The sequence below is a fragment of the Denitrobaculum tricleocarpae genome (assembly GCF_007004665.1).
Taxonomy (GTDB): Bacteria; Pseudomonadota; Alphaproteobacteria; order Kiloniellales; family Kiloniellaceae; genus Denitrobaculum; species Denitrobaculum tricleocarpae.
The window spans coordinates 630,356-654,063 of sequence record NZ_ML660053.1 but is presented as its reverse complement, the minus strand read 5'-3'; the positions used below and the strand labels follow the sequence as shown (position 1 = coordinate 654,063).

General features: G+C 57.8%; 23 protein-coding genes. 9 read left to right on the top strand and 14 right to left on the bottom strand.

The window, feature by feature from the left end; genetic code table 11:
- Positions 1 to 68 precede the first annotated feature (68 nt).
- Entirely contained in the window at positions 69 to 539 is a 471-nt protein-coding gene (locus FKG95_RS07870) for an OsmC family protein (RefSeq protein WP_142895762.1), read from the top strand.
- A 15-nt stretch (positions 540 to 554) separates the two neighbouring features.
- Here FKG95_RS07870 and FKG95_RS07865 read toward each other — a convergent pair whose 3' ends face one another.
- Both FKG95_RS07865 and FKG95_RS07860 read right to left on the bottom strand, forming a co-directional pair.
- Complete coding sequence (locus FKG95_RS07865; protein ID WP_142895761.1) at positions 555 to 1,763, bottom strand: BaiN/RdsA family NAD(P)/FAD-dependent oxidoreductase; 1,209 nt, start codon at positions 1,761 to 1,763, stop codon at positions 555 to 557.
- 11 nt (positions 1,764 to 1,774) lie between these two features.
- Entirely contained in the window at positions 1,775 to 2,284 is a 510-nt protein-coding gene (locus tag FKG95_RS07860) for a GNAT family N-acetyltransferase (RefSeq protein ID WP_142895760.1), read from the bottom strand.
- 433 nt (positions 2,285 to 2,717) lie between these two features.
- On the opposite strand from FKG95_RS07860, the gene FKG95_RS07855 reads away from it, so the two are divergent.
- Positions 2,718 to 3,680: a LysR family transcriptional regulator gene (locus FKG95_RS07855; RefSeq protein ID WP_142895759.1), complete on the top strand. Its 963-nt coding sequence runs from the start codon at positions 2,718 to 2,720 to the stop codon at positions 3,678 to 3,680.
- Positions 3,681 to 3,711: 31 nt separating this feature from the next.
- On the opposite strand, the gene FKG95_RS07850 is transcribed toward FKG95_RS07855, so the two are convergent.
- A complete protein-coding gene (locus tag FKG95_RS07850; protein WP_142895758.1) occupies positions 3,712 to 4,680 on the bottom strand; it encodes a LysR family transcriptional regulator in 969 nt (322 codons plus the stop codon).
- A 129-nt stretch (positions 4,681 to 4,809) separates the two neighbouring features.
- On the opposite strand from FKG95_RS07850, the gene FKG95_RS07845 reads away from it, so the two are divergent.
- Complete coding sequence (locus FKG95_RS07845; RefSeq protein ID WP_179953973.1) at positions 4,810 to 5,730, top strand: DMT family transporter; 921 nt, start codon at positions 4,810 to 4,812, stop codon at positions 5,728 to 5,730.
- Positions 5,731 to 6,047: 317 nt separating this feature from the next.
- On the opposite strand, the gene FKG95_RS07840 is transcribed toward FKG95_RS07845, so the two are convergent.
- Together FKG95_RS07840 and FKG95_RS07835 are read right to left on the bottom strand one after the other, a co-directional pair.
- Positions 6,048 to 6,596 (bottom strand): peroxiredoxin, encoded by a 549-nt coding sequence (locus FKG95_RS07840; RefSeq protein WP_142895756.1) that lies wholly within the window; start codon positions 6,594 to 6,596, stop codon positions 6,048 to 6,050.
- A gap of 524 nt (positions 6,597 to 7,120) precedes the next feature.
- Positions 7,121 to 7,528, bottom strand: a complete 408-nt coding sequence (locus FKG95_RS07835; protein ID WP_142895755.1) for a DUF4332 domain-containing protein — start codon at positions 7,526 to 7,528, stop codon at positions 7,121 to 7,123.
- A gap of 248 nt (positions 7,529 to 7,776) precedes the next feature.
- Here FKG95_RS07835 and FKG95_RS07830 point away from each other — a divergent pair, with 248 nt between their 5' ends.
- The 3 genes from FKG95_RS07830 (at position 7,777) to FKG95_RS07820 (ending at position 10,867) form a co-directional block, all read left to right on the top strand.
- Positions 7,777 to 9,282: a helicase HerA-like domain-containing protein gene (locus FKG95_RS07830; RefSeq protein ID WP_142895754.1), complete on the top strand. Its 1,506-nt coding sequence runs from the start codon at positions 7,777 to 7,779 to the stop codon at positions 9,280 to 9,282.
- Positions 9,283 to 9,389: 107 nt separating this feature from the next.
- Positions 9,390 to 9,851, top strand: a complete 462-nt coding sequence (locus tag FKG95_RS07825; RefSeq protein ID WP_142896008.1) for a YaiI/YqxD family protein — start codon at positions 9,390 to 9,392, stop codon at positions 9,849 to 9,851.
- A gap of 74 nt (positions 9,852 to 9,925) precedes the next feature.
- Entirely contained in the window at positions 9,926 to 10,867 is a 942-nt protein-coding gene (locus FKG95_RS07820; protein ID WP_142895753.1) for a nucleoside hydrolase, read from the top strand.
- 120 nt (positions 10,868 to 10,987) lie between these two features.
- Here the strand turns inward: FKG95_RS07820 and FKG95_RS07815 are convergent, their stop codons facing one another.
- Both FKG95_RS07815 and FKG95_RS07810 read right to left on the bottom strand, forming a co-directional pair.
- Positions 10,988 to 11,509 (bottom strand): hypothetical protein, encoded by a 522-nt coding sequence (locus FKG95_RS07815; protein ID WP_142895752.1) that lies wholly within the window; start codon positions 11,507 to 11,509, stop codon positions 10,988 to 10,990.
- Positions 11,510 to 11,855: 346 nt separating this feature from the next.
- Positions 11,856 to 12,386 (bottom strand): PAS domain-containing protein, encoded by a 531-nt coding sequence (locus FKG95_RS07810; protein ID WP_179953972.1) that lies wholly within the window; start codon positions 12,384 to 12,386, stop codon positions 11,856 to 11,858.
- 217 nt (positions 12,387 to 12,603) lie between these two features.
- Between FKG95_RS07810 and FKG95_RS07805 the strand changes: the two genes are divergently transcribed.
- Positions 12,604 to 13,461 carry a phytanoyl-CoA dioxygenase family protein gene (locus FKG95_RS07805; protein ID WP_142895750.1) on the top strand — a complete coding sequence of 286 codons (858 nt, stop codon included), beginning with the start codon at positions 12,604 to 12,606 and terminating at the stop codon, positions 13,459 to 13,461.
- Positions 13,462 to 13,473: 12 nt separating this feature from the next.
- Here FKG95_RS07805 and FKG95_RS07800 read toward each other — a convergent pair whose 3' ends face one another.
- The 7 genes from FKG95_RS07800 to FKG95_RS07770 form a co-directional block, all read right to left on the bottom strand.
- Complete coding sequence (locus FKG95_RS07800; RefSeq protein WP_142895749.1) at positions 13,474 to 14,535, bottom strand: FG-GAP repeat domain-containing protein; 1,062 nt, start codon at positions 14,533 to 14,535, stop codon at positions 13,474 to 13,476.
- A gap of 61 nt (positions 14,536 to 14,596) precedes the next feature.
- Positions 14,597 to 15,442 (bottom strand): N-formylglutamate amidohydrolase, encoded by an 846-nt coding sequence (locus FKG95_RS07795; protein ID WP_142895748.1) that lies wholly within the window; start codon positions 15,440 to 15,442, stop codon positions 14,597 to 14,599.
- Between the two features lie 41 nt (positions 15,443 to 15,483).
- Positions 15,484 to 16,494 (bottom strand): ABC transporter ATP-binding protein, encoded by a 1,011-nt coding sequence (locus FKG95_RS07790; RefSeq protein WP_142895747.1) that lies wholly within the window; start codon positions 16,492 to 16,494, stop codon positions 15,484 to 15,486.
- The gene (locus FKG95_RS07785) at positions 16,491 to 17,522 is read right to left on the bottom strand and encodes an ABC transporter ATP-binding protein (protein WP_246116718.1); all 1,032 of its coding nucleotides are present in this window, start codon (positions 17,520 to 17,522) and stop codon (positions 16,491 to 16,493) included. The genes FKG95_RS07790 and FKG95_RS07785 overlap by 4 nt, the downstream gene beginning before the upstream one ends.
- Entirely contained in the window at positions 17,519 to 18,475 is a 957-nt protein-coding gene (locus FKG95_RS07780) for an ABC transporter permease (protein ID WP_142895746.1), read from the bottom strand. The genes FKG95_RS07785 and FKG95_RS07780 overlap by 4 nt, the downstream gene beginning before the upstream one ends.
- Positions 18,472 to 19,449 (bottom strand): ABC transporter permease, encoded by a 978-nt coding sequence (locus tag FKG95_RS07775; protein ID WP_142895745.1) that lies wholly within the window; start codon positions 19,447 to 19,449, stop codon positions 18,472 to 18,474. Before FKG95_RS07775 ends, FKG95_RS07780 begins: the two co-directional genes overlap by 4 nt.
- A gap of 231 nt (positions 19,450 to 19,680) precedes the next feature.
- Entirely contained in the window at positions 19,681 to 21,273 is a 1,593-nt protein-coding gene (locus tag FKG95_RS07770; RefSeq protein ID WP_142895744.1) for an ABC transporter substrate-binding protein, read from the bottom strand.
- A gap of 244 nt (positions 21,274 to 21,517) precedes the next feature.
- On the opposite strand from FKG95_RS07770, the gene FKG95_RS07765 reads away from it, so the two are divergent.
- Both FKG95_RS07765 and argE read left to right on the top strand, forming a co-directional pair.
- The gene (locus FKG95_RS07765; RefSeq protein WP_142895743.1) at positions 21,518 to 22,429 is read left to right on the top strand and encodes a LysR substrate-binding domain-containing protein; all 912 of its coding nucleotides are present in this window, start codon (positions 21,518 to 21,520) and stop codon (positions 22,427 to 22,429) included.
- Complete coding sequence (gene argE / locus FKG95_RS07760; protein ID WP_142895742.1) at positions 22,426 to 23,640, top strand: acetylornithine deacetylase; 1,215 nt, start codon at positions 22,426 to 22,428, stop codon at positions 23,638 to 23,640. Before FKG95_RS07765 ends, argE begins: the two co-directional genes overlap by 4 nt.
- Positions 23,641 to 23,708: the final 68 nt, after the last annotated feature.

Here is a 23,708-nt window from a genome sequence, read left to right as displayed (position 1 = left end):
AAACGACAATACCGATCCACAATACACCGTGATAGCTTGCGTAGTCTCAGCCTGAAATGGAGTGGAGAATGGCAAAACAGCACGCCTATCCGGCCCGGGTCATCTGGACCGGCAACCGCGGCGAAGGGACTCAAAGCTACAAAGGCTATGACCGCAGCTGGGACCTGGCGCTCGAGGGTAAAGCAGTGGTGTCCTGTTCCAATGATCCGGTCCTCGGCGGAGATCCGGCAAAGTACAATCCGGAAGACATGCTGGTTGCCGCTGTCGCCGCCTGCCACATGCTGTGGTATCTCCACCTCGCCTCCAGCGCCGGCGTGACGGTCGTTGCTTACGAGGATACCGCGGTTGGTGAAGGCGTTATGAACCCTGATGCCTCAGGCAATTTCACGTCCGCCACCTTGCATCCGAAGGTCACGGTGCGTGCCGGATCCGATTTGGAAAAGGCGCGCAGACTGCACGGCGAAGTTCACAAATACTGCTTCATCGCCCGCTCGGTGAACTTTCCCATCACCATCGAGCCTGAAATTTTTGAGGAGTGATAGGCTGATCCGGATTTAGACGTACTGGCCCGCGGCAAAGCCCGAAGCCCAGGCCCATTGAAAATTGAAGCCGCCAAGGTGTCCGGTTACATCGATGACTTCGCCGATAAAGTAGAGGCCGGGCACTTTTTTGGCCTCGAAGGTTTTCGAGGAAAGTTCGTTCGTATCGACGCCACCCAGGGTCACCTCGGCAGTACGGAACCCCTCCGTGCCTTGCGGCATGATCCGCCAGTCCTTCACGGCCACGGCAACCCGGCGAAGTTTTTTGTCGGAAAGATCGGCCATCCGCCCAAACGCACCCGGGGTTTCCTCTTCCTCTAGGCTCTCGACGATATGCAACGCCAGACGGCGCGGCAGAAGCTCGGAGAGAATCGATTTCAGTTCCTGTTTGGGTCTCTCGCTTCGGGCCTGCTTCAGGATGGCAAAGGCGTCGCGTTGAGGGAGGAGATCAACGGAGATCTCCCGGCCCGGGTGCCAATAGGAGGAAATCTGGAGAATGGCCGGACCACTCAAGCCCCTGTGCGTAAAGAGCAGAGCCTCGGCAAAGCTGGTTTTGCCGCAACTCACCACGGCATCGAGCGACACACCCGCAAGGTGCTTGAGCTTCCTCAGAGTGGTTTCATCGAAGGTCAGAGGAACCAGAGCCGCCGAAGGCTCGACCACTTTCATCCCGAATTTGCGCGCTAGGTCATAGCCAAATCCGGTGGCGCCCATCTTGGGGATCGAGGGGCCGCCGGTCGCGATGACCAGGGAATGACAAATAAACTTATCCCGCGCCTCATCCCGCTCCACCGCCACTGAGAAGCCATCATCCAGTCGTTCGACCCGCCCCACGCGGGTGCGCACGCGCAGCTCCACGCCGGCGCGGCTGCATTCTTCCAACAGCAAACCCACGATCTGCTTGGAGGATCCGTCACAGAAGAGTTGTCCGAGGGTCTTTTCGTGATACGCAATGCCGTGACTCTCTACCAGGCCGATAAAATCCCGCTGGGTATAACGCTTCAGGGCCGAGACGCAAAAGCGGGGATTTTGCGAGAGAAAATTGGCCGGCGCGGTATGGAGGTTGGTGAAGTTACAGCGCCCACCGCCGGAGATCCGGATCTTTTCACCCGCGGCCTTTGCATGGTCCAGTAACAAGACCGAGCGGCCACGCTTGCCAGCCTCGATCGCCGCCATCAGCCCGGCGGCACCGGCGCCGAGGATAATCACATCATAGGAGGTCATGGTCTGATCGCTCAATCGCGCAACGCCGAACCGGCATGCCGGTAGACCAGGAAATCGCGTCCCGGAATGGATTGCGAGCGCTCGTAAACAGCCCCGACCCGCTCAGCCAACCTGATCGAGGGTTTGTTCTCGGGCTGAATGCAGCTGACCAAACGCGTCCAACCAAGCGTCTCGAAGGCATGGGCCCGCACCCGTATAGCGGCTTCGCTAGCAAAGCCCTTACCCTCATAGCCCGCCAGCACCATCCAGGTAATCTCGCGTTCGGGCCAGCCTTCCGGGAACCAGAGTCCCGCCTGTCCGACGAACGCGCCCGTCGCTTTTTCCTCCAACGCCCAGACCCCGTAGCCACGCAGCAACCAGTGCCCGGCGAACATCGCCATTCTGCGCCAGGCATCATTGCGGTCGCAGGAGCCGCCATAGTATGTCGCACGGTCGCTGCCGAAAAAATCGGCAAAGGCTTCAAAATCGCTGTCCTTGTAGGGACGCAACGTAAGGCGTTCACTCTCGATAATCGGAATCATAGCTTCAAACTTCTCGCATCCTGCCCACAGCGTCCCACCGATGCACCCGAAAGATCTTCGGAACCCGTCGCGTTTGAATAGCGCGTAAGAAGCGGTGACGGCAATCGCGCTTTTGTCCGGGTACAACAACATGCGGCATACCGACGGGACGTCCACAGTTTTTTCAATCATGACGAAACCACAGGTTGGCTGGACGCAGGTGCTGGTACAATTTTGTATACCCCTTTGCAAATTTGTGTGGAGTTGCGCAAGGCCTGCATGACTGCAAAATAACGCACATCGAGCCGGACGTGGCTGCCAACAAAGGTCTACCGGCCTCATTGAGACCAACCGGCAGAAGACCGGGCCCGCAGAAGATCGGAACTGAAAATCAAAGCGCGGTCTGTCGTGCCTCCAGGTCACGGACCACAGATCGACAGGACAGGGGTTTAAAGTGTTGAGCTGGGACGACTATCGTTTCTTTCTCGCGGTTGCCCGTTGCGGGAGCCTGTCGGCAGCCGCCAGGGCACTGTCGGTCACGCAGCCAACGGTCGGGCGGCGCATCGATCAGATGGAAGCGGAACTAAAAATAAAACTCTTCGAGCGTACCGACAGCGGATTCTGCCTCACCGACGCCGGGAAAGCGACACTGCACTTCGCTGAAGCCATGGACCGTGAAGCGGAGGGTGCGGGAAACTGTCTGGCGCGCTATCTCAGCCAACCGAAAGAAATCGTCCGCATTGCCACAACCCTCAACATCGCGACCTGCTGGCTGACGGAAAAACTCGCGGCCTTCAAAACCACCAACCCGAATATCCGCCTCGCCATACGGGTTGGGATTCAGCGCGCAGACGTCAGCCGCTATAAGGCGGACATCGCGCTGCGCATGGGTGAGCCCGGCGACGACCAGCTCTTCGGCCGCAGGATAGGCCAGGTCCACTGCGGCCTCTATGCCTCTCAAGACTATATCGAGGACCGGGGTATGCCCGGCTCCTTGGCAGAGTTGTCGGAACACTCGGTTATCGATTCAGAGGGCGAAATCGAAAATCTGCCCCAGGTCGCGGTATTGCGCGACCTGTTGCCGGAGGGTGATGTGCATTTCGGCGCCGACAACACAACGGTACAGATGGCCGCCGTCCGCTGCGGACTGGGCATTGCGGCCCTTCCCTGCTTCATGGCCGACCCGGCGCCGAACTTCCTGCGTATTCTGCCGGACGTCTTCGACATTCCGGTCGACCTCTGGCTGCTGGTCAACCGTGATCTGAAGGAGACCGGTTCGGTGCGCAGGGCTTACGACTTCCTGGCCCGCGCGATCACGGCAGATGCGGCGCTCTTTAGCGGTACGCTGCCCCGGCGCGAGCGCCGGCGCACAGGCGGGAGCGGAGACGTACCGCAGTTCTTGAGCGGCAGCACATGACACCGGCGGTTTAACGGAGCAACCACAAACATCACTCGCCCTGAGCGGGTCTCTGTTTCAACAGCCAACTGTGGAACTTTTCGACCACCGGCCGGGGCCGTGCAGTGGTCAAGAGTTCATAAGCGCCAAGCACGGCTGAGGGCGCAGCCGGAAGCTCGACGAGTGAACCGGCCTCAACTTCACGCTCGGTCATCACAGGCGGCATCAAAACCATCCCCATCCCGGCGACCGCGCCATGAATCGCGGCGTCATCCGTATCGAAGCGATCGACCACTCGAATTCCGGAGGTTTTCGGAGTTGACCGAGGCCTCTCCTGAATTTCTTCCGGCACGCCGCGCGCAAAGCTGCGGCTCCAGAGCGACCAATCCCAGTCGTCCTGGGTTGCGCTCAAAACAGGAATCGAGCCGATATCGGCAAGACGGCGATAACCGCTCCTCGCAAGCAAAACGGGGGACAGAACCGGTCGGCAAGATTCGGACATGAGAAGCACAGCGTCCTTTGAAGGTCCTCGGCTTGTCAGCGGTGCAGGGGTTTCTTCAGCATCAATGGCGGGGTTCCGGTTGTAGGTTATTGCAAGATCGACGTCCGGACTCAGGGGAACCTGGGCATTGTGAGTCGTTTCCAAACGAATGCTAATCGTCGGATGGCGTTTTTTGAAGCTCTCAAGGCGCGGAATGAGCCAGCGAACGGCGAGTGACACACTGAGCCGCACGACCACTTCACTGGCCGATCTGAGCAGTGCGTCGGCCGCCCGTTCGATGGTGCGCAGCGGCGGCGAGACATCATCCAGGAATTGACGCCCGGCATCGCTCAAGACGACAGCGTTGTTACGCCGCTCAAATAGGACGACGCCCAGCCCCGCTTCCAGTGACTTGATCTGATGACTGACCGCGCTCGGAGTGACAGAAAGCTCTTCCGCAGCCGACTTCAGGCTGCCGTTTCGGGCTGCAACTTCGAACACACGAACCGCATTCAGCGAAACAAGCGGCTTCTTCTGCATCAAAAAAACTCACGCAGACGTAAAATTGATCGTTTGATCAAACTACAGGAACGCACGGAAGATGCAATTAACACCCCGTCCACACCCGGCGCCGACCGGATAGCGCAAACAGTCCTGGAAAGTGAAAAAATGTCTTCCGTTCTGCCGCGTGCAAAACAGAGAATTTCAGCCAACGCTGCAGGCGTTCTCTGGGTAACCGCCGGCACAGCGCTCTTTACGATCATTTTTGCGTCCGGAAAACTGGCGGGAGATACGGCGTCGGCCCTTCAAATTCTCTTTCTGCGTTACGTGAGCGGTTTTGCCACCCTATCCGTGATCACCCTGCTCAGTGGAAAGGGATTAAAATACTATTCCAGCACAAGACCGGCGGCGCACTTTTATCGCGCGGTATTTGGCGCTTTTGGCGGTGTTTCGGCAATCCATGCTGCGGCAAACATGCCCATTGTCGATGCGACGGCGATTGGACTCCTGGAGACCATTTTCACGGTTTTGCTTGGTGTTGCTCTGCTGGGTGAACGGATCAGTCCTCGGCACTGGATCGCTATCATCATCAGTTGCACAGGCGCGGCCGTCATGATGGCAAGCAAGGGAGCTTTTCAAAGCCTGAGCGCCAGTTACCTCTGGCCCGCCGCCTTCGCTCTTGTGGGCGCGATCCTGATCGCCTGCGAGTCGATCATGATCAAGATCCTCGCCGTCTCCGAAAAACCGATGACGGTGTTGCTCTACGTCAACGCCTTCGGGATTCTTCTCCTGTCGGTTCCGGCTTTCCTGACCTGGCGTTCAACGGATCTCCACGACAATCTGCCCTTCTTGCTGCTTGGCCCACTGGCCATCACCGCACAGTATTTCGTCATCAAGGGCTTTCGCCTGGCGGACGTCTCTGTTCTCGGACCGGTCAGCTATACCTGGATCGTCTTTGCAGCTTTGCTCGGCTTCCTTGTCTTTGGCGAGATCCCGGATACCGGCACCATTGTTGGCGCGGTCATCATCGTTATCGGCGGGATAAACCTAGCGCTGCTCAAACCAGGCCCTGGATCAGACCAAGTTTAGATGGAAACGCCGAAGGCGATCCATCTTACTTGTGAATCTGATCTAACTATAAAAGCTAGATCGGACGGTAGCGGCGCGCCTTACCATTGGAAATTGGAAAGCGGCGTCAGAATTAACCTCGCCCGCTGTTAGCTGGATCATCAGCACGGGCCTATAGTACAGAGGGCGATCTGTCGTTTGACAAACCGCCCATCTCAAATCGTGATCATTTCATAATCACGGACTAACCCGACCCCGAACAGGCGAGGCGCGCCCGTTTTACCTTTACGAGGTCAAACATCGGACGCGCCAACCAACGTCGCCACAACTCAAAGCCTTCAGGCAGAAACCCGCTCATCAATGCGCGCCGTGATCTTCTCGAGGAGATTCTGTGGCGCGGACTCTCCGTAAGGATCGCTCTCACAGTTGTCGGAGAAACCAGGCTCTTCGAACCATGCTTCCACCGTGCCGTCATCAATGATCGCCGCGTAACGCCAGGACCGCATACCGAAGCCGAGGTTGTCCTTGCAGACCAGCATGCCCATTTTCCGGGTGAACTCACCGGAGCCGTCCGGGATCAGCTTCACATTGGTCAGTCCCTGCTGCTTGCCCCAGGCGTTCATGACAAAAGCATCGTTGACCGAAACACAATAAATCTCGTCGATACCCTTGCTTTGAAACTCACCGAACAGCTTTTCGAAATCAGGGAGCTGGAACGTTGAGCAGGTTGGTGTGAAAGCGCCCGGCAGCGAGAAAACGGCAACACGCTTGCCCTTAAAGTAGTCATCGGTCGTCTTATCTTCCCAGCGGTATGGGTTAGATCCGCCGAGCGATTCGTCGCGAACGCGGGTGCGGAAAGTGACGGCCGGAAGCCTTTTACCAATCATATTTTCAATCCCTCATTGATGTCGTGCAATGAGGTTTGGCACTCGAAACTCAAACCCTGAACCCACTGCACTTGCGTTTTACAATCATTTTAAAATACATGGCAGAGCGTTCTTTTCAAGAAAAATATTGCGGCGCAATATTAACCTTATTTGACACAGACTCAGCGTCAAGTTCACCAAAGCAGATCGAAAAACCATATAATAACATTGAGATAGAGGGAGAGACCAAAAGACGAGGCGCCGAGCTACGCGGGAAGCCTTAGCGACAGTTTATCGCACCTGCGTCGTCACGCGTCCCGGAGCGAATTGATGCCATCTTAAATGAAACAACTACGGCGCTGCCAACAAGGGTTAAAGCTGCTCCCCCTCGCTCCCGCGCGCAAAATGGGATAGTGGCGGGACCACGAAATCGCAATGGTCAGCGCACACTACCTCTGGCGGACGCCCGGCCTCACCCGCGGTCTTCAAACGTTGGGCGGGCAGACCGGAAATACCGCGAGCGACGCTACAGCATCCAAATTCGGTCAGTAGGAAATAGCAGGGTCCATAGTCTTCGCCTGCTCGATCCACCCTGAAACCTGGCCTTCCGAAACCGCGCCATTGGTAAGACTCTTCTGCTCGTTGATCTCAGTCATTTTTTCGGCGAGGTTGGCCGCGTTGCGATGTTTGAGTTCTTTCACGGTATCGACACCGGCCGCTTCAAGCAGCTCCGCAAACTGTTTTCCAACACCGTTGATCCGCATCAGATCCGCCATGTTGGCCCAGGTCAGCAACATCTTCTCGCTGATCTCCGACGTTTCAGCCAAGGCCTTGCGGCCCGCGGGTGTGCCGCAAGCCTGCAGCAAGCTGTCAGTCGTATCTATGCCTGCTGCCGATAGTTTTTCCCGGTAGACGCCGCCGATTCCCTCGATCTCTTCTATTTTACAGATCATGAGACTTTCCCAATTGTTTTGGTCGATCGCACAGCATTGTTTAAACTGTGTGAACAGACAATTCGGTGAAATACCTATGACAACTGAACGAATACTACCCTGTATCGACGTCAATTTTTGAGAAACAACCCAGCCTTGTTTGATCCAAGCTCAGTTGCCTCACATTTGATTCAGAACAGGCCTTCAATAAACGTGCAGGACACTACGACAACTGTCCGAATCGCAAAAATTCTTTACCAGGGGGATCCATGCAGAACGACGGCACACTTTTCATCGGCGGCAGCAGCAAGCCGCAAACGCTCGCCCTCAAGTTCGCCAACCGGCACGGACTGATTGCCGGCGCGACGGGCACCGGAAAAACCGTTACACTACAGATCCTGGCTGAGGGTTTTTCCAAAGCCGGCGTTCCGGTTTTCCTCTCGGACGTAAAAGGCGATCTCTCCGGTATATCGCAAATCGGAAAAGCCAATCCGAAACTCGAAAGACGCGCGGCGGAAATCGGCTTTGAAGATTTCGGCTACGCCGCCGCGCCCACAGTTTTTTGGGACCTCTTTGGCAAAAAAGGCCATCCCATCCGCACCACCGTGTCTGAAATGGGCCCTCTCCTGCTCGCCCGTCTGCTTGAGTTGAACGACACGCAGGAAGGCATTCTCAATATTGCTTTCGAGCTGGCCGACGACCAGGGGATGTTGATCCTGGACCTGAAGGACCTACGTGCCCTTCTGGCGCACGTGGGCGAAAACGCCAAGGAACTGAGCAGCCACTACGGTAATGTCTCGAAGGCATCTGTCGGCGCCATTCAACGGCGTCTTCTCACCCTGAAACAACAGGGGGCGGAGAAGTTCTTCGGAGAGCCCGCACTGGAATTGAAAGATTTCATGTCTTTCGCGCACGACGGCAGTGGCCAAATCAACGTCCTTGCCGCCGACAAGCTGATGATGACGCCCCGGCTCTATGCCACCTTCCTGCTTTGGTTGCTGTCGGAGCTCTTTGAAGAACTGCCGGAAATCGGCGATCCCGAAAAACCCAAGCTCGTGTTTTTCTTTGACGAAGCTCACCTGCTGTTTGACGACGCCCCGAAGGCCCTGGTCGAGAAGGTTGAACAGGTTGTGCGCCTGATCCGCTCCAAAGGTGTCGGCATCTACTTCGTCACCCAGAATCCACTCGACGTACCGGAATCAATTCTCGGTCAGTTAGGAAACCGGGTGCAACATGCTCTGCGCGCCTTTACACCGCGTGATCAGAAAGCCGTCAAAGCGGCCGCCGAAACCTTTCGCCCCAACAAATCCTTCAGTGCCGCGGAGGCCATCACTGAACTGGGCGTCGGCGAAGCGCTGGTCTCGACGCTCTCCGGCAAGGGCGTTCCAACGGTCGTTCAGCGAACCAAAATCCGCCCACCCATGTCGCGCATGGGCCCTGCCAAAGCCGCCGAACGAAAGGCCGTAATGGAGGCCAGCCCTTTGGCCGGCCGTTATGACAAGTCCGTTGACAGGCGCTCCGCCTACGAGGTCCTGACGGAAAAAGCGGACCAGGCGGCAAGAGAACTTGAAGAACGGGAAGCCGCGGAGCAAGCGGCGAAGAAGCGAAAGAAGCAGACCGTGAAACCCGCGCCTGCAAGGAAAACGCGGCGCAGATCCTCTTCGCGCCAATCCGTTGGCGAGACGCTGATGAAAAGCATCGCGCGTTCTCTCGGGTCGAACATCGGACGGCAGCTGGTTCGCGGTCTCCTCGGCTCACTCTTCAAGGGCCGTTGAGAGCTTGGCGATCTCTCACAACTCCGCAGAATTTACTTGTTTGACACCTCAGGTACCGCCATTGATCTCATGAGCTTTAATGATCGCTGCCGGAATCATCGAGCGTGCTGGAGATCTACGTGGATGGGGATGCCTGTCCGGTCAAGCAAGAAGTGTTGAAAGTCGCCGAGCGTCATCAGGTGATCGTTCACATGGTGGGCAACACCTGGTTGCGTGTCGGAGACAGCCCGCTGGTCAAGCGCGTCGTGGTTCCGGAAAGCCCGGATGCGGCAGACGACTGGATCGCCGAACATATCGGTGAAGGCGACATCGCCATCACTTCGGATATCCCTCTGGCCGACCGCTGTTTAAAAAATGGCGCCGGTGTTCTCGGCCCGACCGGGCGGCCCTTCACCGAACAGTCTATCGGCATGGCGCTGGCGATGCGGGACTTAAAGGCACAGCTGCGCGAAACCGGTGAAATTTCAGGCGCGGGCCCCGGCTTTTCGAAACGGGACCGATCGACCTTCCTAAGTGCCCTGGAAGACATGATCCAAGCCATAAAAAAGCAATCCAGGTTTGCGAGATAGGGCCTCCCGCCAAAACCGGATTCGGGTTATAGACCTTATCCGCCTGCCATCCCCTCTGCGTAAGGAGTATTTCAGTGACCGCTCGCCCCGTCATCATCGACTGCGATCCCGGCCAGGACGACGCGATCATGCTCCTGCTGTCCATGGCCTCGCCGGACGAACTCGATATCCTCGGCATTACGACGGTCGCGGGAAACGTCCCGCTGGCCCTGACATCCCGCAATGCCCGGATCCTGTGCGATCTCGCCGGCAAGCAGGGTATGGGCGTTTATGCAGGCTGCAGCCGTCCGTTGGTGCGGCCCCTGGTAACGGCGGAGGAGGTCCACGGCAAGACCGGTATTGACGGCATCGAAATCACCGAACCCGCGACCCCGTTGCAATCGCGTCATGCGGTCGACTTTATCGTCGAAACGCTCTCAGCCGCCGAGGACAACGCGATCACCCTGCTCCCGATCGGTCCCCTCACAAACATTGCGGCGGCGTTGATCAAGGCGCCCGCAATTGCCGGTAAGATCCGGGAAATCGTGCTGATGGGCGGCGCCATGCGTGAGGGCGGCAATACAACGCCCTCCGCGGAATTCAATATCTACGTCGACCCTCACGCCGCCGACGTTGTCTTTCGGTGCGGACGCCCCATCGTGGTCATGGGGCTGGATGTGACCCATCAGGTCCTCACCACCCAGGCGCGCTCGAAGCGTATTCAGGACCTTGGCAACCCGGTTGCGCAAGCGGCCCATAACATGCTGGCGTTTTTCGACCGCCACGACGTTCAGAAGTACGGCTCCGACGGTGCCCCGCTCCACGACCCCTGCACCACGGCCTATCTGCTCAAGCCCGAACTCTTCAAGACCAAGGCCTGTAACCTGCAGGTCGAAATCCATTCCGAACTGACCATGGGCCATACCGCCGTCGATTTCTGGCACGTCACCGACCGCCCGAAAAACGTCGAATGGGTTTACGGCGTGGACTCAGACGGTTTTTTCGATCTGCTGACTGAGAGACTGGGGCGATATTAAAGGACAAAAAAAAGGGGCAGCCACGTGAAGGCCACCCCTCTATCACGAACCCTCAATCCGGAGGCCGATCAGGTGTCAAAACCGATCAAGCGCTAGAAGAAAGTCGATGACTCCGAGCGGTTACGATTCTTTCTCCGGTGCCACGCCAAAGACTTCTTCACAAACACTCTCGGCGAAACCTTCACTCAAAGAGCGTTCAGCGTCAGACATCATAGCTGCGCCAACGAACCCACCCCAAAAAAAGCTCCGATCCACAAAATACTCACCGATCTGCTCACCAGTCGCTACGTCAACAAGCTCAACCCGGCCGCTTAACTCAATCTCATCGCCCAGGAAGATCGACTTCGCTACATCCTGTTCTTCAAAGTCGACAACCGCGACGTTCATAACATACGGCTTCTCACCTTTCGAACAGGCTGGAACAGACTTAGACAGCTCTTCAGCCAAGGCTGCTTTGAGCTGAGGATGCGGCTTTGGAGTTTCTACGGTAACATTAACTTCTGTTACCTTCACAGAATTGATTGTGTTCTGATCCACACGCTTAATCGCTGAGACATCAGCAGACGCACAGGCAGACAGCGCAACGGCGACGACTCCAAGGGCAAAGACATTACGAGCCGGAAATCCAGCAAGAATTTTCATGTCACGAACACTCCAAAAAGACAAAAGGACACAACCTTAGACAGACACAGGAAAAACAAGCCCCGCAAAGAGTCAAAACATTCCAATACTAATTGAGGGACGCCGATTGAAGGTTGTGAAGTGATGATATACGCCAAACATTAACGAGATTTTGATGTGATCGCACACAGGTCACGGTTGTCAAGAAATTTGTAGTGATTAAGTCCTTAAGAATTCGCCTTAAAGTTTATTTTCGATACTGTCGCGCATCCAGAAAAACGAAGAGTCACAAGAAAATCCGGCCCGTTTCACGATCTGTGCAGTGATTAAATCTTGTCCAACGAACTAAGAGAAGAAAACAAGTGCGTCACAAATTTTTGGGCATTGAACCCAGAACCGGTACGGTCAGATTGACGAACATGTCGATCTTTTCGCCGCAACCCGACAAAGGCCATACACCGCGCACGGCGGGCCGCCAACTGTAGACTTCGTGATAGACGGACGTTTTCCAGAAACTCGGTTGCTGTTCCTGAAGCGTAAAATAATAAGGCTCTACAATGACCTTAAGATTGGAATCGCATATTACCTCTCGCGACGTCTTGCCCGTAACATCATGCCCCACCAGGTTTGCGATCTCCGTGCCGCACAGACGGTAAAAGAGAAACATCCCCTCGCTGTCCTCGCGCAGCTCGACAAGGAGCAGCCAAGGCAAGATCGCCGCGCCCATGGCAATGGGATCAAGGTGTGTACGCGACGGGAACCGGCCAAGGTCTTCCCGCAGAGACCGCCAGTAGCTGTCGAACTGCCCAATTGCGTTGTTATGATGCTCAGGCGGGGATTCTACCCGCACCAGATCCCGGTAGCGTGCGATTTGGGGTGAAGATGGGGCGCTGGACACCTGACATGATCCTGAGCAAATTGAGCATTTATTGCACATCCGCAGCACCGCTTCAGGCTTGGGTGCAACGGTTCAAATGACCACCCTGAGCCGCCCAATCTGATCGAAAACCCGCCGATGGTCTTGAGCGCTCAATCAATCAAAACTGTACGGGGTTACGGCCAAACACTAGAGTTGAAGTTCAGTCGAACGATCACCATGCTTTGGAGCCTCAACAATGCCATCCGTTCTTACGTCAGACCAGGTGAATTCCTATGTCAATGACGGATATGTTATTGTCAGGTCGCTGTTCGATAGCGAAGAAATCAACCTGCTGCGCCGAAGCATGGAAGAGGATCCGGCGATCCGCGGTCACTTCTACGATCGACAAGATACCAGCGGCTCCGCCACGAAGATGGCGCTTTGGAATCACCCCGGTGACAGTGTCTATGGCCTGGCGGCGCGCTCAGAGCGTGTCGTCGACACCATGGAACAGCTCATCGGCGGTGAGGTCTATCACTACCATTCGAAGCTGACGGCAAAAGAACCGCGCGTCGGCGGCGCGTGGGAATGGCATCAGGATTACGGCTACTGGTATGACAACGGCTGTCTCTTCCCACTGATGGCGTCGATGATGATCGCCCTGGACCGCACGACCGCGGAAAACGGCTGCCTTCAGGTCTTGCGCGGGTCGCACCACATGGGGAGGATTGATCACAAGCTTTTGGAGGGTGAGCAGGTCGGCGCCGATCTGGCGCGGGTTGAAGAAGCGAAGAAGCAGCTTGAAACGGTTTATGTGGAGATGGAGCCGGGCGATGCCCTTTTCTTCCATTGCAACACACTGCACCGCTCCGATCAGAACCGGTCCGACAATCGGCGCTGGACCTTACTCTGTTGCTACAACGCCGCCCGCAACGATCCGTATCTGGAACATCACCACCCGGGTTACACCAAGCTGGATAAGGTCGGTGACGAAGCGATAAAGCAGGCCGGGTTGAAGTTCGCTGCGGCAGAAGAGGATGCGAACTTCATGGCTGCGCCTGAAGCTCCTTCGGGCATGAAAGACCAAACCCCGGTCTCGACTTTGCAGAGTTAGGCAGCCGCCTTCTTATGGTTTCATCATCACCAGGCTGCCGTCACTCAAACCGTAGAAAAGCTCCGGCATGCCATCGCCATCCAGGTCACTGACAATCACCGCGGTCGTAATGCGAGCACTGTGACGCCCGCCGTCCTGCGGCAGGCTGGCCAGCACCTTCGCCTCCCCCGCGGCCAAGCTGACGACCTGCAACCGGCTGCGCGACGCATCGGGAATCGCAAGATCAAGAACGCCGTCACGGTTCCAGTCGACCACTGCGCCAAGATCGAGCTCCCGGCTTCCGATTGCGTGATTGGAGAACCCCTGCAGCGCCTCTTCTTCCACAAGCCCCTCCGGCTTCAGCGAGAAAAAGCGCAAGGTGCCGCCGATATGCGGGGTTTCAACATAGGCAATCTCGATATCACCATCACCGTCGAAATCAGCAGCGCCTGCGGGGTTCAGCCAGCGATTGGACACACCGATCGCGGGGGTTTCACCCATGGGAGCGATCTTTCCGTTCACCAAACCGTAAACCGCCAGGGCAGCCCCGGCGTCCAGGTAGCTGCGGATGACGATCAACTCATCTTTGTCATCGCCGTTCAGATCGACAAGCCGGACGCGCAAATCCTCGAAAACCGACTCAGGCCCGACTTCGAAAAGGATCTCTTCGCCCATAAGGGAGATCACAGCAATCCCGGTGGCCTCAATGGCGTCACCGAGAATGGCGTGCGCGTAACGACGAGTCGGTCCGGTCAGCCAGGCGGAACGGATGTCGTTCTCTCCATAGGTTATCTCACTGTCCGGGAGCATCTTTACCGGTTCGACGCGCGGCACGGGAACGGCGTTTTGAACGACATCGCTCAGCTCGGGTTTTCCGTTCACGAGCGTCAATCGCGCGGCGGAACCGTCACAGAGAATCATTGAGACCGTCTCGGCGATCCCCCCGGTCGGGATACCACCGCTCAGGTGTCCCTCGCCCTTGAGGTCCGAAACGCAGATGTCGTCGCGGGAGATTTCAATGATATCCGCGGCCCACAGGGTGCCAACCGGGAGGCCACTTAAGACAAGCGCCGTTAGTAGTCTCCTTAACTTCATCTATCCCTCCGCGTGTTCCTGTTCCACAGAATCTCACCTAACACTTGACCCAAACAGGAGCTCAGGAAATCCGCGCAGTGACATAATCCGCAAGGACTTGGGTCATCTTCTTGAGAGACTGTTTGAGCTGATCGAAGCGCGCGTTTCGCGTGATATCGTCCTCGTTCATATAGAGCGCACGATTGATCTCCACCTGAATGGAATGCCGATCCGTGGCCATATTGGAATAGCGCTGAACCAGCTCTACACCTTTATAGGGATCGTTGAACACAACGGAATAGCCTTCCGCCCGCAGCGTTTCGGCGATCAAAGCGGAGAATTCCGGCTCACAGGTGGTTCCATCCCGGTCGCCCAGCACGAAATCCGCGCGGCGCACGGCGCCGTCTTCGGTGGTCTCGTCTCCCCACTCCGGCATGGAGTGGCAATCGACGTGATAGATAAAGCCATGCTGGGCGTGAAACCGTTCAAAGAGATCCGATAGGGCAGAATGGTAAGGTTGCCAGCAGCGGTCAATCCGCGCCTGGACCTCTTCGCGGGTCAGGAGACGGTCGTAGATCCGTCCGAAGGTTTTGACCTGGCGCCAGATCAGGCCGACGCCGTTGTCGAGCTTGAAAGAGGGTCTCACTTCGCCCGGCCAACCGCCCGCGATCATCGCCGGGTCAATGTCCAGCAGGTTGCGGTTGGGATCGATGTAAGAGCGCGGAAACAAGGCATGCAGAAGGGTCGCGCCCTGGTCCGGCACGTGATCGTAAAGTTCGTCAATAAAGGCATCTTCCGAACGCCGCAGGACGATCCGATCAAGCACGTGATCGAAGTCATCGGGATAACTGGTCCCGGAGTGCGGGCTGTCAAAGATGAGTGGGAGAGGCTCGGCACGCGGGGCTTCGAGGACGATCTGGTCAGTCACGGTAACTCATTCAGGTGAAGTGGGATAGAGCGGGCGTTGTCTCAATCATTGAGATGACAGGCCGAGATCCGGTCCGGCGCGATGGTTTTCAGCAATGGCCGCGCGGCCGAACAGGCCTCAAAGGCCTGCGGGCAGCGAGGGTGAAAGTGACACCCGGGCGGCGGATCGAGAGGCGACGGTATCTCACCCTTGATCGGTTGGAAATCCCGCTTGCGCTGATCAAGGCGCGGCACTTCCGAGAGCAAAGCCTGGGCATAGGGATGATTGGGTGCGGCGAACAAGGCATCGGCCTGAGCGGCTTCCACGACCCGGCCCAGATACATGATCACCACGCGCTCCGAGATATGCTCGACCACCGAGAGATCGTGACTGATAAAGAGATACGTCAGATCAAACTCTTCACGTAAATCCATGAAAAGGTTGATAACCTGAGCCTGAATCGAGACGTCCAGCGCGGCAATCGCCTCGTCGCAGACCAGGAATTTCGGCTTAACCGCCAAAGCGCGGGCAATGCCGATGCGCTGCCGCTGACCGCCGGAAAACTGATGCGGATAGCGCCGTTTCAATTCAGGGTCCAGTCCGACTTTGGTCAGGACTTCATCCACATAGTCAGATTTGTTCCGGCTGGACACCAGGCCATGCACCACCGGCGCTTCGCCGATAATATCCTCGACGCGCATACGGGGATTGAGGCTGGAGAAAGGATCCTGGAAAATCATCTGAACGGCAAAGGTCGCCTCCAGCTTGTCGTCACCGCTCAGCGAGGCGATATCGCGCCCCTTGTAGAGAATGGCGCCGTCGCTTGGTGGCATAATCCCGGCGACCATCCGGCCCAAAGTCGACTTGCCGCAACCTGATTCTCCTACCAGGCCGACGACCTCACCCTGCGCGATCGAGAGATCAACCCCGTCAACCGCATGTACGGTCTCTTCTTCCAAGCCGGCCCCGAGGCGCCGGGCCAGTTTTCCGGCGAAATCGAGCCGCTTGACGAAGCGTTTGCTAACACCCTTGATTTCAATCAGTGGCGCAGCGGAGGTTGCGTGATCGGTCATTGCGCAGCCTCCTCGAGGTGCGGGTGGTGACATCGGATCTTGCGTCCCGGTATCAGCTCGGACACGTCCGGCGTCGTATTGCAGAGCTCACTGGCGCGCGGGCAGCGGGCCTTGAAGGCACAGCCCGGCGGCAGTCCGATAAGATTGGGCGTCATACCCGGAATCTGGTTCAGGCGCTCACCCCGTTTGTTCGCGGAAGGTACGGAGCCCAGAAGCCCAACGGAGTAAGGATGCAAAGGCCGGTCGATCACATCATCGGTCTCGCCGGTCTCCACGATCCGCCCGGCATACATGACGGCAATCCGGTCTGCCAAACCGGCCACGACGGCCAGGTCATGGGTAATCCAGATCATGGCTGTCCCGGTTCGTTTGCAGAGGGCTTGGGCCTCGTGAAGGATCTGTGCCTGGATGGTGACGTCCAGCGCCGTGGTCGGTTCGTCGGCAATGATCAGATCCGGCTCATTCAGAAAGGCGATCGCGATCGCCACGCGTTGCCGCATGCCCCCCGACAGCTGATGCGGATAGGCATTCAGACGCTCACCCGGTGAGGGAATTCCGACCATCTCGAGCGCGTCATAGGCACGTTGCCGGGCTGCCTTCCGGTCCATCTTGCGGTGGGCCTGGATCGCCTCAATCATCTGAGTATCGACCCGAAGCACCGGATTCAGGGTCATCATGGGATCCTGGAAGATCATGGCGATGCGGTTGCCGCGCAGTCCCCGCAACCGCTCCGGAGAGGCTGTGACCAGATCCTCACCCTTAAAGCGGATCGCACCGGATACCACCCTGCCCGGCGGATCGATCAGGCCCAGAATAGAAAAGCCGGTGATCGACTTTCCGGAGCCGGACTCTCCCGCCAGCCCCAGGATCTCACCGGCTTGGACCGAAAAACTTACATCGTCGACCGCCTTGACCGCGCCGATACGGGTGAAGAAATGGGTTTTGAGATTCTCCACCACGAGCGTGGGAGCGTCCTCGCCGTTAAGCTGCCCCTCAAGCTTTTCCATTGTGCCATCAACCGCCGTCATCGCTTCAGCCTCGGGTTCAGAACGTCACGCAGCTGATCGCCCACCAGATTGATCGAAACGATGGTGATCAGCAGCGCCACGCCGGGGAAGACACTTATCCAATATTTGCCTGACAGCATGTATTCAAAGCCGTTGGCGATCAGCACGCCAAGTGAGGGTTCGGTCTGTGGCAAGCCGACACCCAGGAACGAGAGCGTCGCCTCCAGGGCGATCGCATGGGCAGTCTGAATAGTGCCGACGACGATCAGAGGCGCGAGGCAGTTGGGCAGGATGTGCCGGAACATGATACGGGCATGCGAAAGTCCGAGTGAAGCCGCGGCCTCGACATACTCCTTACTGCGCTCTACCAGCGCCGAGCCACGCACGGTTCTGGCGTAGTAGGCCCACTGAGCCACCACCAGCGCCAGGATGATCTTGTCGATCCCCTTGCCCAACAGCGCCACCAGCATCAGGGCGACCAGGGCGGCGGGAAAGGAAAGCTGAAGATCGACGATCCGCATGATGAAGGCTTCAACCCGGCCGCCCACGTAGGCCGCCAGGAGCCCAACTGACATGCCGATCGCAATCGCAATCAGACCTGAGGTCACACCGACCGCGAGCGAAATGCGAAGACCATAAAGGATTGCGGAAAAGAGATCGCGCCCTGCCCCATCGGATCCCAGCCACATGGTGTATTCGGCAAAGGCTTCGGAGCCCGGCGGAAGCCGCCCATCCATAATATCGACCTGCCCCAGATCGTAAGGGTTTTGCGGTGTAATAAATGGCGCGAGAATCGCGGCAAGGACGATTGCCGCCAGGGTCAGAAGTGCGCCCATGGCGACACGGCTCTCGAGGAACTCCGAGACGAATCGCTTGAAGGGAGTCTCGACGATCAGGCCTGTCTCGGCCAGTTCAGCCGCAATCTGAGGATCGCCGTCAGCACCCGTGATGTTAGATGTGGCTTCGCTGCTCATGCGCCTTGATCCCTGAGACGTACCCGCGGGTCGAGCAGGGAATAGACAATGTCGACCGCCAGATTAATGAAGACGAAGAGCGCCACGATAATCATCAGATAGGCAACGATGACGGGACGATCCAGGACGAGGATCGATTCGATCAAGAGCTTGCCCATACCCGGCCAGGCAAAAATGGTCTCGGTCACGACGGAGAAGGCGATCAGACTGCCGAATTCCAGACCGATCACGGTCACCACCGGGATCAAGATGTTTTTCAGCAGATGCACGCCGATGATGCGCCGGTCAGAGAGCCCCTTGGCCCGGGCAAACTTGATGTAGTCCTGATGCACGGCCTCGCGCGTGCCGGCACGGGTGAGCCGGATAACCAGTGAAATCTTGAGCAGCGCCAGATTAAACGCGGGCAGGCATATGTGGGACAAACCATCGAGGGTAAAGAGGCTGGAGGTAATCCCCAGAAAGGTCGCGGTATCGCCGCGCCCGGTCGAGGGCAGCCAGCCAAGCTCCACCGCAAAAATAATAATCATCATCAGCCCGACCCAGAAGGTGGGCAGCGAGAAGCCCATGATCGAGCCGGCCATGATGCCTTTCGAGACCCGGCTTTCCGGCCGCAGTCCGGCGAAGAGTCCCAGCGGAATGCCGATCACGATCGAGAGGAACAGCGCCGCAAAGGCCAATTCCATGGTCGCGGGCATGCGCTGCAAGATGAGCTGAAGCGCAGGTTGACCGAAAATGAAGGACTTGCCGAAGTCGCCGACCCAGATGCCCTTCAGAAAAAACAGGTATTGTTCGCCGATGGGACGATCCAGGCCAAGGGCCCGGATCGTTGCCTCGATATCCGCCTGATCGGCTTCCGGATTGATCAGCATGTCGACCGGATCGCCGACGACATTTACCCCGAAAAACACGATGGCAGACATGGCGAGAATTACGATTGCGCTCTGGAAAAACCGGCGAATCATAAACTCTGACATGAGAAACCTCTCCGCCGGCTAGAGCTTGCACCACATCACTGGAGACAATCAGACTCTAGGGCTCACAAAGCCAATTCAGAACATCAAGATCAGGCTTTTACTGTTTGTTTTTCCACCTGCTTTTGGCGTCGGATGAAACGGCTGCCTTGCTGCTGCACAACACGGCTAAGACGAGCAGGGCACCAGCCACAGCCGCAGAAAACGGGGCGACTACCTGTCGCCCCAGTGTTCTTAGTCCTTAAACACGTCGTAAGCGCGTGTTTGCTCGTCAGTCCGGGCCCGATAGGAAATACCTTTCTTCGCAGCCCAGGCGTTGACCTGGTAGTGCACGGGAATGATGCCGCCGTCTTCAATGGCGATTTCCGTTGCGGTGGCCAGCAGGTCCTGACGCTTGTCGTCGTCCACGGTCGCCAGAGCTTCTTCGATCAGCTTATCGACTTCCGGATTGGAGTAGCGGCCACGATTGGAAGCCCCGAAGCCCCGGTCCTTGTCGTAAGTGTGCAGAAGCGCACGCAAGGGCGAAGACGCTTCACCGGAGCCGGCTCCCCAGCCAACCAGCACGAAGGAAAACTCAGGCAAGCCTTCCGGGCTGCCACGCGACGCCCGCTTGAAGTAGACCGAGCGGGGCATGGTCTCCACATCGGTCTTAATGCCAACCCGGGTCAGCATCTGCGCAATCGCTTCGGCGATTTTCGCATCGTTGATATAGCGGTCGTTGGGACCATGGATGCGCAGCTGAAAACCATCCGGATAACCGGCTTCTTCCAGCAGAGCTTTGGCGCCCTTGGCATCGTATTCAACCGGCTTCAGTTTTTCGGAAACGCCGAAAAAGCCCTCGGGCAGCAACTGGCCGGCGGGAATGGCCTGACCTTCCATCACGCGCTCCGCGATTGCCTCGCGGCTGATCGCCATGGACATCGCCTTGCGCACCTTGGCATTGCGAAGCGGATTTTTGATCGGCCCACCATCCGCGGCTTTCACGAAAGGCGAATCGTCACGGAAGTGATCCAGGTGCAGATAAATCACCCGGTTCGAGATGCCTTCACTGATCTGCAGGTCATCGTTCTGCTTCAGGGTCGCGAGATCCGCGGTCGGCACGCCATCGATCATGTCGACATCACCGGCCAGCAGCGCCGCGACACGTGACGGGCTGGATTTGATCGGACGCAGCGTCACGTCGGAGAAGTCGGGTTTGTTACCCCAGTAGTCCGGGTTCCCGGTCAGGACGATCTTTTCGCCAGGCGTGTAGGACACAAATTTGTACGGCCCAGTTCCGACCGTAACTTCGCCGTTATTGAACTGTTCCGTTGTGCCGTTGCAGCCCTTCTCGTTGCTTACGATATGGATCAGCGACACATCGTTGGCCATCACCGGATAAGGCTGTTCGGTTTTGATATGAACGGTCATATCATCGATCTTCACGACCGTTTTGCCCTTGGTGTAGGTGCCGAAGCTCGACGGCGAGTTCGGAACATCGGGTGCCCGCGTGAAGCTGCAGACCACATCGTCAGCATTAAAGTCGGTGCCGTCGTGGAACTTGACGCCCTCACGAAGCTTGAACTCCCAGGTCAGGTCATCCACAGGCTTCCAGGACACCGCCAGCCCCGGCAAAAGGGTCTGTTTGCTGTCCTGATTGACCAGACCGCCAAAGATATGGGTCGCGATCTGGTTGTTGGGTGTCAGGTTATGAAAGTGCGGATCGACCGAGGTCGCTTCGGCTGAAATGCCAATGGTCAGGCTGTCGGCAGACACAGACGTCGCCGCCCCCACCATCAAGGCAACAGCCGCGCAGGCGCAGCCCACGCTTGTGGTAAAATTCCTCATCAAAGACTCTCCCTGTAACGTCAAGTCACTGTTTCGACCCGTTATTCGGGTCCATTGTGCCGTAGCCGGCTTGTCTAGAAACCCGGGCGTCCGCAAAAACTGCTTGCAGGCGACACCGATTGCTTTCGAAATGCTATCGATTAGTTTCTGCATGAGGAACTAAAAACTTTATGCAATTTACTCATACCCCCATGACAAGCTGTCGGCTTGTTGCCGGTCAGCCGGGTGGTGTAGGGATGAAGGAATGCGCAAAAACTGGCACAGTCTGAGAGAATTCGAGACCCTGCGCGCGGTCATTTCCGCCGGCTCGACGACCGCCGCTGCGCGACGTCTCGGCATCTCGCAATCCGCCGTCAGCCGATCGGTCTCCCAGCTTGAAGGGCGGATCGGCCAAATGCTTTTCGTGCGCGAGCAAGGCAGAATGCAACCGACGGCAGAAGCGCTTGCACTGAATGAAAACCTGGACCCGCTATTCGATGCGCTTTCCAGCATCGACGGTGCCCACTGGAAGAGCTCGCCTCAGCATCCCCTGCGGGTCGCCGCGCCGCCGACACTCGCCCACCGCTTCCTGGTTCGCAGTGTCTCCAGCTTTCTGAAGGCCAACCCGGACCGGATCGTGAGTCTGGAAATCTGCACTTCGGATGACCTGATCGGCGGAATCATGGACGAACGCTTCGATCTCGGCCTGACCGGCGCAGACATGACCCGTGCAGGCCTGAAGCTGATCCCGTACCGGCTTTCCAAGGGCGTCTTTATCCTGCCCAAGGGCCACGAGCTTACAAAACACGATGTCTTGCGGCCTGAACATTTCGACGGCGTGGACTTTGTCGCCCTGACCCGCCGCCACGCGGCCCGGTCGAAGCTGGACCAGCTTTTTGCCGAGGCCGGCGTGTCACCGCGAATCGTCGTCGAGACGGCGACCTCGGTCGCGGCCTGCGAGTTCGTACGTAACGGTCTCGGTGTCACGCTGACCAATCCCTTTCCGCTGATCAGCGGCCCCGACGAAGATATTGTCGTTCGTCCCTTTCAGCCGGAAATCGCCTACCGGACCAGCTTTGCCGTCTCGGCGCGTCGCCCGCCCTCGGTCACAGCGCGGGACTTTATGCGGCACATCCGCCTCTCCACTCCTAAAAGCAACCTCTGGGAACCCGCATGAACGCCCCGACCAGCCGCCCAACCGTCCCATCAGTCGAGAGTGTCATCGGCACAAGCAGCCGCGGGCGGACGATCGCCTGTCTAGAGGCTCTGGTCGGGTTCGACACCACCAGCCGGGACTCCAATCTCGCTCTCATTGAGTGGGTTGAGCGCTATCTCCACACACTTGGCGTCGAGTCCCGGCGCATCGACAACGAAGACGGCACCAAGGCAAACCTCTGGGCCACAATCGGCCCCGCCGTCGACGGGGGCATCATCCTCTCTGGCCACACGGACGTCGTGCCTGTGGACGGTCAGGACTGGCACACAGACCCCTTCGTCCTGACAGCGCGCGATGACAGACTCTACGGGCGCGGGTCGTCCGATATGAAGGGTTTTCTCGCAGCTGTGCTGGCCAAGGTTCCGGAGCTGACGCAGGCCGGGCTGACGCGGCCTGTGCATCTCGCCTTTTCCTACGACGAGGAAGTCGGCTGCCTGGGCGTGCGGAGCCTGATCGCGGAATTAAAAGACGCTTCCCCGCGCCCCTCTGCCTGCATCGTTGGCGAGCCGACAGGCATGGAGGTTGTGGTCGCTCATAAGACCAAACGCTCCCTGCGGGTCACCGTTAACGGCAAAGCGGCCCACTCTTCCCTCGCGCCCCTGGCAGTCAACGCAGTCGAATATGCCGCGCGCCTGGTCGTTTTCATCCGCGAGATCGGCGAGCGCCTGCGCCGCGAGGGCCCTCTCGATCCGGACTTCGATGTTGCGCACACCACCGCTCATACCGGGGTTTTCAACGGTGGCACGCAGCTCAATATCGTGCCGGAACTCTGCAGCTTTGATTTTGAATTTCGCGCCCTGCCCGCTGTGGATGTCGATGCCCTGGTTGAGGAAGTGAAGGCCTACGCGCAAGAGGTTCTCGAAGTAGAGATGCACGCGATCGCGCCCGAGACCTCGATCCATTTCGAGGCAATCTCGGGTTTTCCGGGGCTGGAAACCCCGCCGGATTCGGATTTGATCGGCCTGGTCAAGTCTCTCGCCGGAAAAAACCACCACACGAAAGTCGCTTACGGCACGGAAGCCGGCCTCTTTTCCGAGGCGGAGATTCCCACCGCGATTTGCGGTCCCGGCCATATTGCGCAGGCACACAAGCCGAATGAATTCGTGGAGATCGCGCAGCTCGCGGCCTGCGATGCCTTTCTCGACCGGCTGGTCGCGGCTTGCTCGAAGTGATCGGGTGGCCCGAACTGGCTGGCCTGACCAAGATACCGATAAAAAAATCAGACAACGCAGGAGACTCT